Annotated in this window: 15 protein-coding genes; 9 read left to right on the plus strand and 6 right to left on the minus strand. The window is 33.5% G+C overall.

The window, feature by feature from the left end:
* The gene (locus ACWVCY_RS06635) at positions 1-2181 is read left to right on the plus strand and encodes an aldehyde ferredoxin oxidoreductase family protein (RefSeq protein ID WP_455141356.1); all 2181 of its coding nucleotides are present in this window, start codon (positions 1-3) and stop codon (positions 2179-2181) included.
* A 287-nt stretch (positions 2182-2468) separates the two neighbouring features.
* Positions 2469-3713, plus strand: coding sequence for a DUF362 domain-containing protein (locus ACWVCY_RS06640; RefSeq protein WP_455141358.1), 1245 nt, complete (start codon positions 2469-2471; stop codon positions 3711-3713).
* Between the two features lie 21 nt (positions 3714-3734).
* On the opposite strand, the gene ACWVCY_RS06645 is transcribed toward ACWVCY_RS06640, so the two are convergent.
* Positions 3735-4202, minus strand: coding sequence for a hypothetical protein (locus ACWVCY_RS06645; protein ID WP_455141360.1), 468 nt, complete (start codon positions 4200-4202; stop codon positions 3735-3737).
* A gap of 175 nt (positions 4203-4377) precedes the next feature.
* Here ACWVCY_RS06645 and ACWVCY_RS06650 point away from each other — a divergent pair, with 175 nt between their 5' ends.
* Complete coding sequence (locus ACWVCY_RS06650; protein WP_455141362.1) at positions 4378-6018, plus strand: sensor histidine kinase; 1641 nt, start codon at positions 4378-4380, stop codon at positions 6016-6018.
* A gap of 10 nt (positions 6019-6028) precedes the next feature.
* On the opposite strand, the gene ACWVCY_RS06655 is transcribed toward ACWVCY_RS06650, so the two are convergent.
* Together ACWVCY_RS06655 and ACWVCY_RS06660 are read right to left on the minus strand one after the other, a co-directional pair.
* Positions 6029-6541, minus strand: coding sequence for a LeuD/DmdB family oxidoreductase small subunit (locus ACWVCY_RS06655; protein ID WP_455141364.1), 513 nt, complete (start codon positions 6539-6541; stop codon positions 6029-6031).
* 3 nt (positions 6542-6544) lie between these two features.
* Positions 6545-7807, minus strand: a complete 1263-nt coding sequence (locus tag ACWVCY_RS06660) for a 3-isopropylmalate dehydratase large subunit (protein ID WP_455141366.1) — start codon at positions 7805-7807, stop codon at positions 6545-6547.
* A gap of 208 nt (positions 7808-8015) precedes the next feature.
* On the opposite strand from ACWVCY_RS06660, the gene ACWVCY_RS06665 reads away from it, so the two are divergent.
* Together ACWVCY_RS06665 and ACWVCY_RS06670 are read left to right on the plus strand one after the other, a co-directional pair.
* Positions 8016-9272, plus strand: a complete 1257-nt coding sequence (locus ACWVCY_RS06665) for a 3-isopropylmalate dehydratase large subunit (protein WP_455141368.1) — start codon at positions 8016-8018, stop codon at positions 9270-9272.
* 11 nt (positions 9273-9283) lie between these two features.
* A complete protein-coding gene (locus ACWVCY_RS06670; protein ID WP_455141370.1) occupies positions 9284-9823 on the plus strand; it encodes a LeuD/DmdB family oxidoreductase small subunit in 540 nt (179 codons plus the stop codon).
* A 66-nt stretch (positions 9824-9889) separates the two neighbouring features.
* Here ACWVCY_RS06670 and ACWVCY_RS06675 read toward each other — a convergent pair whose 3' ends face one another.
* A complete protein-coding gene (locus ACWVCY_RS06675; RefSeq protein WP_455141371.1) occupies positions 9890-10372 on the minus strand; it encodes a DUF2721 domain-containing protein in 483 nt (160 codons plus the stop codon).
* A gap of 125 nt (positions 10373-10497) precedes the next feature.
* Entirely contained in the window at positions 10498-11232 is a 735-nt protein-coding gene (locus ACWVCY_RS06680; protein WP_455141373.1) for a geranylgeranylglyceryl/heptaprenylglyceryl phosphate synthase, read from the minus strand.
* Positions 11233-11426: 194 nt separating this feature from the next.
* Between ACWVCY_RS06680 and ACWVCY_RS06685 the strand changes: the two genes are divergently transcribed.
* Together ACWVCY_RS06685 and ACWVCY_RS06690 are read left to right on the plus strand one after the other, a co-directional pair.
* Positions 11427-12071, plus strand: a complete 645-nt coding sequence (locus ACWVCY_RS06685; protein ID WP_455141375.1) for a PHP domain-containing protein — start codon at positions 11427-11429, stop codon at positions 12069-12071.
* Positions 12072-12144: 73 nt separating this feature from the next.
* Positions 12145-13200, plus strand: a complete 1056-nt coding sequence (locus ACWVCY_RS06690; RefSeq protein ID WP_455141376.1) for a hypothetical protein — start codon at positions 12145-12147, stop codon at positions 13198-13200.
* Positions 13201-13225: 25 nt separating this feature from the next.
* Here the strand turns inward: ACWVCY_RS06690 and ACWVCY_RS06695 are convergent, their stop codons facing one another.
* The gene (locus tag ACWVCY_RS06695; protein ID WP_455141378.1) at positions 13226-13597 is read right to left on the minus strand and encodes a nucleotide pyrophosphohydrolase; all 372 of its coding nucleotides are present in this window, start codon (positions 13595-13597) and stop codon (positions 13226-13228) included.
* A 121-nt stretch (positions 13598-13718) separates the two neighbouring features.
* Here ACWVCY_RS06695 and ACWVCY_RS06700 point away from each other — a divergent pair, with 121 nt between their 5' ends.
* Together ACWVCY_RS06700 and ACWVCY_RS06705 are read left to right on the plus strand one after the other, a co-directional pair.
* Positions 13719-14483: a hypothetical protein gene (locus tag ACWVCY_RS06700; RefSeq protein ID WP_455141380.1), complete on the plus strand. Its 765-nt coding sequence runs from the start codon at positions 13719-13721 to the stop codon at positions 14481-14483.
* Positions 14484-14760: 277 nt separating this feature from the next.
* The gene (locus ACWVCY_RS06705) at positions 14761-15864 is read left to right on the plus strand and encodes a hypothetical protein (RefSeq protein WP_455141382.1); all 1104 of its coding nucleotides are present in this window, start codon (positions 14761-14763) and stop codon (positions 15862-15864) included.
* The last annotated feature ends 43 nt before the right edge of the window (positions 15865-15907 follow it).

A 15907-nucleotide genomic window follows, 5' to 3' on the forward strand; every position in this document is an offset into this window, starting at 1 on the left:
ATGACTATTATTGCTGAGTTAAAATATGATCTGACACCAGTTGAGAGAGGTTATCAGAACAGAACATTATATATAAATTTATCAACTAATGAAATTAAGATTAAACCTGTTTCAGAGGAAATGAAAAAGCTATTCACAGGAGGAAAAGGATTCGATTTATGGCTAATGTGGAATGGGCTTCCCAAAAGGTCAGTTAAATGGAATGAACCTGAAAATGAGATTTGTATTGCCTCAGGTCCCCTTGGTGGGACTACCTATTATTCTGGATCTGGAAAATCGATATGTACAACAATTTCTCCATTAACCAATCAACCTATTGACTCAAATGTAGGTGGATATTTTGGGCCTTATCTAAAGTTTTCAGGTTTTGATGCACTTGAAATTCAAGGGAAAGCTACCAAAGAAGTTCTTATTTTTATCAATAGTGATGATGGAAAAATTACCATAGAGGATGCTGAAGAATTTTCGGATCATGCTCATCTATTAACACAAGAACTAACAAAAAAATATTCCACAGATGAGTCTGATCGTGAAAAATTCCGTGTTTCTGTGGTTTCATCAGGCCAAGCTGCAAAATACACAAAATGGGGTGTATTGAACTTTTCATGGTATAACAAAAAACGCCAGTGGGCTTCTTATAAACAAGCAGGACGTGGAGGTGTCGGAACGGTATTTAAAGACAAAAAATTAAAAGCAATTATATGTAGAAGTCCACGGGTCAATCAGACAATAAATAATCCAGCAGATATTGAACGAGGGAAAGAAGCAGGAAAGGATCACAATCTAGAAATTATCAAAAATGACCCGTTACAGAATGAAATGCGAGTAGTTGGAACAGCACACCTACCAGAAATAATGAACGATTTTGATCTATTACCAACAGAAAATTTTAGATATGGAGCCCACAAAACATTAAAGGGAGAGAAATTTCCCTATACACGGGAAGTATGGCGAAAAATATATACCGATGTTGGGCAAGGTGTAGATGGATGCTGGATTGCCTGCCAAATTTCCTGTAGTCATTTTGTACAACAACATACAGTATTAACTGGTCCCTATAGAGGCCAAAAAGTTATTGTTGATGGACCAGAATATGAAACAATAGCAGGATGTGGGAGTAATTGGGGAGTTTGGGATCCCAAGTGGGTATTAGAAGTTAATTTCTATTGTGATACGTATGGGTTAGACACGATATCTGTTGGTACAGGGATTGCTTTTGTTATGGAATGTTACGAGGCAGGCATTCTGAATGAAAATATTACAGGTGGATTAGAATTAAAATTTGGAAATGCAGAAGCAGCAATGAATTTAATACATCAAATGGCACAAAATAAAGGCTTTGGTGTGATTGTTGGACAAGGAATTGTTTCCATGAAGAAAACTTTTGCTCAAAAATATGGAGCTGATCCCCAGTTTTTACAAGATATTGGTATGGAACATAAAGGTTTGGAATTCAGTGAGTACGTCACCAAAGAATCATTAGCACAACAAGGAGGTTATGGATTCACATTGAAAGGGCCTCAACATGATGAAGCATGGTTAATTTTTGAAGATATGGTTCGAAATAACCTCCCTACTTTTGAAGATAAGGCAGAAGCCTTAGCTTGGTTTCCCTTTTGGCGTACTTGGTTTAGTTTGAATGGTTTATGTAAATTACCTTGGAATGATGTTATCCCTCCTGATAATAATGAAAATCCTCAGAAACCACTTACTCTTCCCAATGCTCGAGCAAAAATTCCAAAACATGTTCAATGGTATGCTGAATACTTTAGTGGTGTTACTGGATTTGCCTCTACTCCTGAGGATCTTGTTAAGATGTCTGAACGTGTATATAATTTTCAACGGATATTTAACATTCGTCAAGGGAAAGGATTAAAAGAACACGATTCAAAGCTTCCATATCGTGCAATGGGTCCTGTTACTAAGGAAGAGTATGAAAGTCGTTTGGAGAGATATGATGGTCAGTTAAAAGATCTAGTCGGAGTAGATCCAGAAGGAAAGACAACTGAAGAAAAAATGGCGATTCTTCGATCATTTCGTGAAGAACAATATTCAAAACTTCAAGATGCTGTATATAATCGTAGAGGTTGGACTACCAAAGGATGTCCATCGATAAAAAAAGTGAAAGAACTCAACCTCGATATCCAAGAGGTTATTGATGTCATCAGTCCTCATCAATAAACCTTCTTGTTTACATTCCAAGAAAGTGATAGACTTTTATCTATAATAAAAAAATTTTATTAGACTAATCATTACTCTATAAAGATTTTCAACCAATTAAGCAGTTTACAAGTTTGATAAATTGAATAATGAGTCTTTACACTTATTTTCTTTTATTATAGCAATGATTAACAATAGTAATTGATGCATCTTGGGGTATTTTAATTAAAACTTATAAGAAATGCATCATTACCTTATTTAACATCTAAAATAAAATAATTCAACGTTTATTGGATTTGATGATTATTATGACTAAATCAAAAGTATATATGATAAATACAAACGAATTAAAAATGGGAGATTCTTTAATTGATCGTCTTGAAAAATTATGGAATCATACGGATGTCAAATTAGTAGAATGGATTAAGAAGGGAGAAATTGTGGCAATTAAAACTCATTTCGGGTCAAGGAATCAAACTCGTCATCTTCGTTCTATGTATATTAGAAAAATAGTCGATTTAGTCCATTCAGCAGGTGGTATTCCATGGGTTGTTGAAGGAGTTGGTTTAGGATGGGATTCAGGAAATCCTGAATTAACTATGTCAAATGGTCCTGGATTTATCAATTTAGCAAACCGTCATGGATTTAGTACAGGAACAATGAATGCACCAGTGGTTATGGGAGATGGAATTGTCGGAACTGAAGTCTTTCATGTTCAAAATGATAAAGGAAAGTATATTAAGAACGTTGCCATGGCAATGGGATTAAGAACAGCTGATAAGGTGATAATTGTATCACGATTTAAAGGCCACGATGGTGCAGGATTCGGAGGAGCGTTAAAACAGCTTGGAATAGGTTGTGTTGGCAATGAAGGGAAAGGAGGAGCTCATTGGGGTGGTGGACAAAATATTTACGTTAAACACCCTGAAAATTGTACAGGTTGTGGAAATTGTCTACGAATATGCCCTTATGGGTGTCTATCATTAGATGAGAACAATAGAATAGTTTTTGATCCAACTAATTGCATAGCTTGTACCATGTGCTTTAGTAAATGTCATCACGAGAAAAATCTTGAAAAAGAAAGAGTATTTGCCGCTAAAAGACGAATTCCTAATGTTGAACAAGTAGAACGCATGATGGATAATGCTGGTGGAGTTATGAAAGGTATAAGTCCTGATCGCATTCGTTTCATTAATATTGCAATAGATATCACTTCACATTGTGATTGTATGTCCGCAGGAGGGTCTATTCTTGTCCCTGATCAAGGAATTTTTTATTCCCCTGATCCAGTAGCTATTGATCAAGCATGTGTTGATCAAGTTACAAAAGCGCGTGGAGTTCCCATGTCGCCTGCAGAAACAGGAATTGATTCGCCTTCTGGTCGTATTGAACCTATTTTTGATGCAATGGAACCCGATGAACCAAAATTAGGACTTTTTAGTAGATTTGTAGATCCTGAGTCGCGACCAATAATTACGGAGACTCAGTTAGCCGCAGCTGTTGCTCAGGGAATCGGATCTCGCGAATATGAATTAATTGATATTACTCAATAGAATCTACGAATCAAAATGGGATTAAGAACTCCTTATTCGCTCAATCTTCACTTTTCCCTCATTAATAAGTTCTAACACTTTTTCATCAACTAATCCTTTCTTAATAGTGTTACGAAAAAAATTTTTCCAGTCGTCATTGAGTTCTTGTGCTATTGATACGTTCTCTTCTTCAATAATACAAAGTCGTTCCCATTCTTCATTGTCTAATCCATTTTTTAACAGAAGATAGGGCAAAATTCCTTTTATCCAGATTTCTAAAGCCACACCTGGGTCTTCAAGAGAGAGCATTGTTAGTTTATAATAATGACTAATAATAAAAAAAGCCTTTTTTTCAGTGCGAAGAAGGTATTCTTTTTTCATGGAATTTGGGACAATAGATCGATGTTGTAGAGAGATATTGGATGTTTTGGGTATTATATTAGATTTTTCTTCTTCTAACCTTTTAATTTCTTCTAAAAGGTCATCCAATTTTGATTTGTCAATTGGCACAGATGTTCGCTCTCTCTGATTTTATTTCATAGGTTATTGAAATAAGTATGATTATATACTTCACTGGTATTATAAAATTATTATTGTCTAGATTCGAATCTTATTTCGTATATAGGAGCTGAAATATTCATAGAATTTAGACTAAACTATTTTAAATTTATTGTGTTGGTTTTCGATGTCAGCAAATGATCTTGAGGCCCAATACCGTTTATTGTTTGAGGGGTCGCCAATTTGCCAATTCATAGAGGATTATTCAGAGATTAAGAAATATCTTGACAAATTACCTGTTAAAAAGACACGTAAAGAATTTGAAAAATATTTTCAAGAAAATCCTGAGGAGATTGAACATGTTATTAAAATGGCAAAAATTATTGATCTAAATAGAGGTGCTGTTGACCTTTTCGAAGCACCTTCCAAAAATGAATTAAAAGGGAGCTTAGGAGCAATTACGGGAGAGGCTACTTATGATGTCTTCAAAGACGAAATTTTAGCTTTCTATTTCGGAAAAAAAGTTTTTCAAGCCGAAGCAATTAATTATACATTAAGTGGTAAAGAATTGCAAATTTTGTTTAGAGCAGCAATTGTTCCAGGATTTGAAAATAGCTTAAAACGAATAATCGTAAGCATAATTGATTTAACTGATTTAAAAACAACAAAAAAAGCTTTAAAATCGAGTGAAGAAAGATATCAGGCTCTTTTCAATTCAGTACCAATTGGTATTGGTATTGCAACATATGATGGTCGTTTACTAGAGTATAACAAATCAATGCTTGATATAATGGGATTAGATGCAAATAGTGTCAAAACTGTTAATGTGAAAGAATTTTATATCAATCCTACCGATCGAGAGAATATTTTAGATAAGCTTCAGAAAACTGGCAAAATCAGAAATGAGGAGTATATGCTAAAAAGAAATGATGGTCAAATTATCCCAGTATTAGTGAATATGGATCTTTTTCGTTTAGAAGATGAAGATGTAGTTTTTAGTGCCTTTATTAATAATACAGAAATTCATAATTACAGACAAGAATTAGAACACAGAGTAAGAACTAGGACACTCGATCTTGAGCAGTCAAATCTGGAATTAAAGATAATAAACGAAAAATTACTTCAGAAATCATCGGAACTGGAAGAATTTGTTTACACGATTTCACATGATCTAAAATCCCCTCTTCTATCAATTGCTGGATTTACTTATTTAATTCGGACTAAAATCCAAGAGGAATTGGATGAGGAATTAAATGAGTTCTTTGAGCGAATAAGGCATAATACAACAAGGATGGAAAAGATTATCGAGGAAATTCTTGAATACTCTCGTATAGGAAGAATTGTAGAATCAAAAAGCTATTATCCTTTAATAGAAATAATAGAAGAGGTTCTAAAGACCTTTACACCACGTTTAAAGGCAGATAACATTAAATTAGATATTCAAGATAATCTTCCTAAAGTCTATGCTGTAAGAAAGCAACTACTTCTCGTTTTTCAAAATTTAATTGATAATGCAATCAAATTTATGGATCCAGAGAAACCCGAGAAAGAGATTAGAATTGGTATAGAGGAAGAAAATGAGAAATATATCACATTATTTGTTGCTGACAATGGAATTGGAATTCGTGAAGAAGATTTCTCCAAATTATTCAGACTTTTCACAAGAATTTCAGATCCAAGAACCGAACACATAACAGGGAGTGGTATAGGCTTAGCTAATGTTAAGAAAATCGTAGAAACTTGTGGTGGGGATGTATGGGTGGAAAGTAAACTAAATGAAGGATCAACATTTTATCTAAAGTTACCAAAATATGATTTTGAACTATAAAGGCTTTTAATTATTCTTTAAGTCGTTCTTTTGTGTAATTCACTAAACCTCCAGCTTTAAAAATTTTTAAAGCTTGATGATCGAGTTTAGGGAATGAAAAAACTTGATCTTTAATTTTAATTTTACCTTCGTTCATATCTACTGAAATCATTTCTTGAGCAAGGTTTGAAGCGTTATCTCGGATATATTTTGAGCAATCCGGAGAAATTATAAGTGGTAATGCTTGATTAATTGCATTACGATAGTATATCCGAGCGAATGACATTGCTATGATACAACTAATTCCTGCTGCTTTTAAACAGGTAACAGCTTGCTCTCGACTAGAACCTGCTCCAAAATTATTACCTGAAACAATGATATCTCCTTTTGAGACCTGCTTTGCGAATTCAGGTAAATAATCCTCCATAGCATGTTGAGCCATTTGCTCTGGAGTTAGAGGGTCATAAGTATATCGTCCTGGGAAAATAATATCAGTATTAATATTATCTTCTGGAAAGATCCACATTTTACCTTTAAACTTCACTTCTTACATCTCCTCATTGGTGATATATCCAGCTATTGCGGATTTGGCAACCACAGCTGGGTTAGCAAGATAAATCTCTGCCTCCCTTGTTCCCATACGGCCTTTGAAATTACGATTAGCTGTTGAAATTGCTATCTCACCCGGAGCTAGACATCCACCATATTCACCTAGACAAGGCCCACATGCTGGAACTCCAATTTGCCCTCCTGCTGCAATGAAGATTTCAATTAATCCCTCTTGAGTTGCTTTCATCAAAATATCACGAGATGCTGGGTAAATTAATAACCGAACATTGGGATTTATCTGTTTATCTTTTAATATTTCAGCAGCAACTCGTAAATCTTCTAGGCGACCATTTGTACAGGTTCCAATTAAAGCTGTATCAATGGATACATGAGGTAATCTTTCTATAGGAACAATATTGTCAACAGAATGAGGTTGTGCTATTTGAGGACTGAGTTCTGCCAGATCAATTAGTATTTCCTGCTCATAAATTGTATCTTCATCAGCTATCATTTTTTTGTATTTAAAACTAAACTGACGAAACCATTCTTCCGTAATTCGGTCAACAGGAAAGATTCCTGCTTTAGCTCCAGCCTCTGCTGTCATATTACAAATTGTCATACGATCCCCTATTGACAGTTTTTCAACTGCCTTCCCATAGAACTCCATTGATTTATAGGTAGCTCCATCAGCTGAAATCATACCAATTAGATTCAAAATGATATCTTTTGCATAGACGCCAGCTTTAATTGGTAAATAATTCTCAAATATCACTTTAATCGTTTCAGGGACTTTTAGATATGTTTCCCCAATTGCCCAAACTGAGGCTGTTTCGGTTCTGCCAATTGGAATCCCTGCAGCACCAAAAGCTCCATGAGTAGTTGTGTGAGAATCTGATCCCAAGATAATAACATTAGGGGGAACTAATCCTTTTTCAGGAAGAACTTGATGGCATATCCCTGTTCCTGCATCGTAAAAATGTTTGATCTTCTGGATTTTGACAAATTCCCTAATTATTTTATGGTTTTCAGCTTTTTTTGAGTCTGGTGGTGGAACTGCATGATCTAAAGCAATAAAAATTCTATCTGGATCCCATACTTTGCCGTTGGGCCCAACTATTTCATAAAAAGTTTTTGAAATAGCAGCTGAATTATCATGACTAAGGATCATATGAGGTGAGGCGAAAATGATTTCATTTTCTTCGACTTCCTCTTTTTTTGCAGCTTTAGCAAATATTTTCTGGATTAATGATTGAGAAGGCATTTTCATGAACCTTTATGACACTATTGATACATAACTTCAAATTCCTTAAGTTATATTTGAGATTTTTTGCATCGCTTGAAATAAATCTTGTGCAGAAAAGAATTGTTTTTCAGGCGAAACTTTTTTCATCGGGAGAGAAATTTAAGTTCATGGGATATTAGCTATCCTAAAGCAATAATTTCAGTTTTTACAGAGGATATGAGGTGTTATGAGTAAAACTATTATTGAAAAGATATTAACAGATCACACTTCCGATAATGTAGCCCCAAGCCAGATTATTTGGTTAAATATTGATGTACGTTCAGCCCGTGATTTTGGAGGAGCGAATGTGGTTAAAAATCTTGAGGAACATTATCCAAAGGAGTCAAAGATCGCTGATCCTGAAAAAACATTCTTTACATTTGATTGTGTTGTACCTGCCAATAATTTAGGTTATGCAGAAAATCAACAGATTACACGGATGTTTGCTAGAAAATACCTTGATCGAAAGAATTTATATGATGTAGATGCTGGGATAGGCTCTCATGTGATGATAGAAAAGGGAATTGCAACACCAAATAGTACTGTTGTTGGAACTGATTCTCATCTAAATATTTTGGGAGCAATTGGAGCCTTTGGTCAAGGTATGGGAGACCAAGATATTGCATTTACCTTTAAAACAGGAAAAACTTGGTTTGAAGTTCCTGAGAGTATGAAAATCACAATTACAGGAGAACCAGCACCAAATTCATATGCTAAGGATATTACTTTAGGCATTCTAGAGCAGATCGGGTCGAAAGGAGCTCTAGGGCGATCTATTGAATTCTATGGGTCTACAATAGATTCTCTCAAATTAGCAGGAAGAATTACTCTTGCTTCTATGGTGACCGAAATGGGGGGAATAATTGGATTGATTGTTCCAAATAATGAAGTAATTAATTATTGTCGTGAACGTGGCAACAAGGAATTTAAAGTACAGAATGCTGATGCCGACTGTGAGTATTCTCAAAAATTAACCCTTGATTTTTCAGACCTTGAACCTCGAATTGCTCTTCCTCCTTCCCCCTCTAATGTAAAACCTGTTTCTGAAGTTACCGGTGTTAAAATCGATTCAGTTGTTATTGCTTCATGTACCAATGGACGCTATGAGGATTTTGAGATTGTTGCCAAAATATTGAGAGGAAAAAAGATTCATAGAGATGTGATGATGAAAATAGTTCCTGCAACGCAAGAGGTTTATGGTCAATTATTAGAAGCTGGATTAATCAAAATATTTTATGAGGCAGGAGCTATAATAAGTAATCCAGGTTGCGGAGGATGCGCTTCAGGACAAATAGGTATGACTGGAGCAGGTGAAGTTCAAATTTCTACTGGAAACCGAAATTTTGCTGGTAAACAAGGAAAAGGAGACACATATCTAACAAGTCCTGCTACTGCAGCAGCTTCTGCGATAAAAGGGGAGATAGTTGTTCCTGGAGTTATATAGGAGTTGTTAAGATGACTAAATCAACTATAATTAAAGGTAATGCTATTATTATCAAAGACAGGGATGGAAATGCCATTGATGATATTGATACAGATATGATTTTTCATAATAAACATTTGCATATCACTAATATAGAAGAAATGGGGAAGTATACGTTCGGAAATCTTCCTGGTTGGGAAAAATTCCCTGAGATAGCTACTAAAGGTGATATTTTAATAGTTGGGAAAAATTTTGGTGCAGGTTCATCCCGTCAACAAGCTGTCGACTGTTTTACAGCTTTGGGTATCAATCTTATTATCGGAGAATCATTTGGGGCAATTTATAAACGAAACGCTATCAATTCTGGCATACCACTTATGATTGCTCCTAAAATAATGAATGAATCTCTCAAAACAGGTGATTCTCTTAAAGTAAATTTAAAAACTGGAGAAATAATAAATCTTACAGTAGATAAGTCATTAGCATTAGCTGAACCTTTATCAAAGGTCCAGATTGATATCTATTTAGCTGGAAATCTATTTGCATATGGAAGCAGAATTTTCCAAGGATAAAAGCCGATTTCTCCCTGTTTGAATTTAATATTATAGAGTATAGTAATCTAAACTTAATAGGGAATTTTATTCTCTAAATTTTATGATTTGTATATCTATCTCATAGGTCATTTTCTCAATTTCATATTCAACTGTTGAGACAGACATAGTAAGCGAAATCGCCATTATTAGAATAGTGATTAATATAGTAACAAGTGCAAGAATAAAACTAAACATAATAAGAGAAGATAAATCTAATGTCAAGACTTCTTGTGAAAGAATACTAATACATGTTACAATCACAAACACTATTGCTGTAAAGGCAAAGATCATTGCATTTTTAACTAGTCTTGTTTCATTCAGATACATATTCCTGATCTTAGTTACTACTTCTAAATGCTCTTCTGGGGATTCTATACTTTTTAAAATATTATAATAGCGATCATAGAGTAAAGTTCGATCTTTTAGACGCGCATATCGATTTTGCATCATGAGGAGGACTAATCCTACTGCACTCATCATGACTATAGGTGATAATGTTGCTGTAATTATTTCTAAGGCAAATTCCATTCCTTTCACCATCATTTTTTAGAATATTTTTGTCTTTTTAATGCACCCCAAATGAATTCTCTCTAAAGTATTTCACAAAAACCTTTAAATATAGATTACGTAAAAATAAATTCGTTAAACTGATCCTATTCTTTAGTTATTTTATTTTCAGAAAATTGAACTGCTTTAATGAATTGGCTCATTAATTCTTTTGGATTATTTGACTTTTCAAGGACTGAAGAAACAACTATAATATCCGAACCTGCTTTAACAAGATCAATTATTTGTTCTTGTCTACTTATTCCTCCTCCTGTTATTAAAACAGCTTTAGGATTTATCTGGTTCATGTAATGTCTAACACGTCCCACAAGATCTAATCGATTGGCGATAGAGCGTTCAAAATTTCCAGATCCTGCCTCAAGATATAATCCCCACCAATATTTTCTCCACTTCCTTTCAACTTCTTCATAAGCCTCATCATCGGTTAGGTTTCTTGCTTTTAACTTTCTTCCAACGGTTGAATCGGAACTTAATACTAAATAGCCATATTTTCGATCTTTAGGCCAATGGCGTCCGATCAAGCGTCGTGCCCATTTTGATACCCAATGATATTTTTTACCTAATTTAACTAACACCTTAATTGCAAATCTATAAGTATTCAATAACGTTGGCATTTGAATATAGTCTGCGAAAGACGAAATTTGAAGTGGATGCCCTGGAAAAATAACTACTGGAGGTAAATCAATATCTAATTGGTGTAAACGTTTTAAATAACCATGAACACCTCGATAGATTTCATGAGAATCCCCTACCCAGATTTCCAAAGGTAAAAGGGAAGGATCCTTGGTTTCTGTAAGGATCGTTTTCAAAGCATTAAACATACGTTCTGTTGCTTCTCCTTTGTTTGGATCAATCAGGATAGCGAATTTTGAAATTCTGATTCAACTCCTAAAAAGTATAAATGCTTTTTAACCGATTCTAGCTCAAATCCCCCCCTTCAAATGAAATAATAAAAAGATTGTCATTATGTCATCTAATCATTAGGAAAGAACAGGAAAAAGGATTTGAAAAATTTTTGCGAAGGAATATTGATTATCACATTCATAGCACTTTTTCAGATGGTGAATTACATCCTACAGAGATTTTAAAAGCTGCTGAAGGTAAAAATTTGAAAAGCATTTGTATAACAGATCATTTCTCATTGACAAAGCTTGCTCTAAACGAGGAAGAACTTGATATATATTTTAATACCTTAGAAAATCAAAATAATTCAGCGTTGTCAATCTTTATGGGACTAGAGGTTGATTTATCTTCCATTAAGGACTTTATTTCTTTGACAAAGCATTCTTGGGATTTAATTCTCTTTGAATATGTTTTCTTCTGGCCTGATTGGGAAAAAAAACTACATGAAGTAATTAGATTCAAAAAAGATTATTTTGACTATAATATAGGTCTGGCACATACTAGATTTACCCGACTTCCAGAATCAAGGATTAATTATGTGCTTTCAAAGCTTTCTAAATATGAGATCATTATTGAGCTAAATACAGGGTATAAGAATTATTTGGACCCTTGGTTTGGCTACCTAGATGAAACTTTTCTTTTTTCATTAGGCTCAGATGCGCATATGGAATATCAACTTGGAGAAGTTACAGCTGCATGGACTTACCTTGAGTCTAGGGAAATTCCTTCAACTTGTGTTATAGATCTAAAAAAATAAAAGAAAAGAACATAATCTTTATTCATTTCTTAAATAAAGGATAAATAAAGGATTAAAATGGTTTGAAAAGACTTTGAAAGAATTTCACATTATTCAGAATATTTTAGCAGATATACCTGATGATTTAATGCGAGAAAACATCCAATTCATTCATTCATTAGCTTTAATTCCTAAAGAAAAAATAGCTTTTCATGCAGCAGATGCAGATGGAATTATTTCAGCTGCGATCCTAAAATCATTGCCTAAATATCGTGAAGCCGTTTTTGTTCCTTTACATTATTCTCAATTAAAACATCCCGAGTATGGTGCTTTTTTAAGTGGATTAAATTGGCTCGCAATAGTAGATCTGCCACCATTTAATAATCATACCCTCGAGCTATATTGTGATCACCATATTTCAAATATTTCTACAATAAAAAACGCCTCTCTGGTTTTATTTAATCACGAGGCTCCAAGTGCAGCGAGTATTTTATTATCTTACTTTGATAAGTCTTTAGACATACTAAACGACCTCAGATTATTAGCTAACTTGACTGAGATTACTGACACATATGGATATACTACTTCTCCACCAATTAACCTTCCTGCTCGATTTTTGGAGTCCTCAAAGGAGGAACAAGCATGGTTACTGGATGACCTATGCCGCTCTTTAGATTCTACAATAGAAATTCTAGCATTAGTGGAGGGTTTTGTTTGTAATGGAACACAAATTTTTGAACAAGAAATATATCTAAATAAAATAAGGTCTTTACGAAAGAGACGTGAAAAGGCAAAAGAAGCTAGTAATAAAATACCAGTAAAGGATGCTATAATCATAATTCAAGGTAAGGAAAAAGTGCAATCACCTACTCTAATCCACTATTTATTTGAAAAAGGGGTCAAATTTACCTGTCTATTATACCCTGGAAAACGTTTCGTGGGTGTATCATTAAGACTTGGACCATTAATTCCAGATGAAAGCCTAAATAAATATCGTGTTGATAAAATTGCCGAGATATTTGAGGGTGGAGGGCATCCGCGCGCTGCAGGGGGACGAGGGAGTAACCTCGAAAAAACTCTTGATATAATAATTCATTACATGAATAAAAATAAATTCTCTTATGATATAGTAGATTTTAGGGAGAAATAAAGAATTATGATAAGAATTCTTACAATTATTTTTCAGATGAAGGGTAAGGACCTAATTTACCTGAAACGATCTCAACTGGAAATCTATTCTCATTCCTGTCTAATTTTTTCTTGATAATCATTTCTAGATTGAGATTAGCTCGTTCTGAAAGGCTTATACAATAAATTAATATATCAGCTATCTCATCCTCAAGTTTAATCCTTAAATCAGGGTTGGAAGCTACCATTGAAACTGATTCTTCTATTGTATACCATTGAAACAATTCCATCAACTCTGCAGCTTCAATTGCAATCGACATAGCCAAATTCTTGGGAGTATGATATTGAGTCCAATTTCTTCGTTGAATAAAGGATTTTACTAAAAATTTAAGGTCTTTAAAGCAATCATTATCTGTCATTGTCATCACCAAAACAAAATAACATTCAAAAAATAGGATAAATTTAAAATATGTATAATTTGTAAAAATTTAAGTATATCTCGATAACAATTTTAAAGACAAAAGTTGGATCTATTTTTTCTTGGTATTTAAAGTGAATCTTCAGAATAAGAATTTTTCAAAAAATCAAACGCGATTGCATCAGCAACTAAAAGAAATTTATCGTAACGAGCTGAATGGTCAGGAAGAAGTAACTTTAACTATCGATGATTCTGTTTATCGTGTTGATGTTATTAGTCAAGATAATTCTATAGTATGTGAAATCCATCGGTCAAATTTTGACAAACGATTCTCAAAGAAAATTCAAGCTTTGCTTTCAATCCCCAAAATATATTTAATTATCGTATGTCCGCTTGTATCTGCACAAAAAGTGTTTCGAATGGATAAAGAGAGCGTAATTAACACTAGTTACTATAAAAAACCTTATGCACTATATTCTCTTTTTGATCTGCTAGTGAGAATAAAAACTCCATTAATAGAAAATCGAATGGAATTTCGTGTTCATCTAATATCCGAAATTGTAACAAAGCAGTTTCAAGGATTTTTTGGTCGAACACTCCGAAGAAGATACAAGACCGTTGATCGTGAATTAAATTCAATTGAAAAAACACGAGTTTTTAAGAACCGAAATGACTTTATTGAACTACTTCCTTCTAATCTTCCTCCTAAATTTACAAGAAAAGAGTTAGGGCAGGCGCTAAGACTTCCTAAAATTTCAGAGAGGTCTGTTCAACGATTAGCTGGAAGGATGACATACTCCCTATGGAGACTAGGAATACTTGAGCGAATTGGTAAGCAAAAACAGGCATATTTATATGAATATTCTACTATTAAAAGAGATAATTAGAAAATTCTGGGCATTTAACTTAATTTAAAGGATTATAGCTATTCAGGATCATATTCTATCACTTCTTATCATAGGAACTGACACTCTAATACTAATAAATATAAATCTGAATATTACAAGGATGATTTAAGGAATTATTCTCTTCTATATTTATAAAAATAAAATTCTTTTTAAAAAACAACATCGAAAAAAATAATCCATTAATTAGAACTGGATTATCAAAAATTTTAATTCATTTGGAAATATTAAATAAACTAGGTTGCAGAATTTGAGTTAAATGTCTAGTTTAAATGCAATGCAATATACTTTAATTGCATTCCTTTCTGTAATTCTCACTTTAATTGGATTAATTTTATCTTTTCGGGTCTATTACAAAGGAAAATCAAAACCCTTATGGTATCTTATAATTATTCATCTTTTACTCCTCCCATTCTTCCTTTCTCACAGCCTTCTTTATCTAATTGGTTTGGAACAGAAATTAATTATGACTTTAATATTTCAATTAACAATTATTCTCTTATGTTTAATATTATTCTTTCTGATATTCTTTATAGAATCATTGCGGGTTGAATCACCTTCAAATTACATTATTCTTTTTGCTGCATTAGGGGTTGGTAATGGGATATTACTGACATTGTTTCCTGAGACTTTAGAATGGGATGAACTTATCGGTCCATACTTATCTGATTTTAGTAGAATTATTTTTGCCATAGACCTATTATTAGCTGCAATAATAATCAGCTGGCAAATTTATCAATTTATTCCATTTATCCGATCTGAATATCGCAAATCATCAATTTTACTCTTTGCAGGTTGTTTATTACCAATCCTTGGTCCAATGGTAATCATCAGTACAAAACTTTCTTTGGTTTTTTGGGGTTCAGAGTTAATCCCTATTCCAATTGGTATTCTAATGATGATAATTTCAATAGTGATCGATGACCGAGTTCTCAGAATGGTACCTTTTAATGTATATCGCCTTTCAGTAATGAATATGAACATAGGCCTTTCTATTTTCGACATACTATTTGATGCAAAAAAAAGTGGCCCAGATAGCAATACTCTTATACCTCATTTGATGACCGCAAACCTTCAATTTGTCCAAAGTGTTATTTCTTCAACTGAAAGAATCCAATTCATCCGTACCGATAATTTTATCTTCATATTTGAGGCACTTAATGATGTTGTATGTTTTGTAATCGCTGATAGAGCATCTATGTTAATTAAGTCAGCATTGAAGGAATTTACTCGTGAATTTGTAAAAGAATTTGGTTTAATTCTTGATTCATGTGACATAAGCCATTTTGCTGATGCAGAAAGAATTGTCAAGAAATATTTTTCATTTTTACCATCATCCCGCGTAGTATCTTTTTGTCCCTAAATTGCTTAATTCGTAGAGTAAACTTCTTCCTTTTTTTCTTAGA

This window comes from Candidatus Hodarchaeum mangrovi (assembly GCF_975850365.1).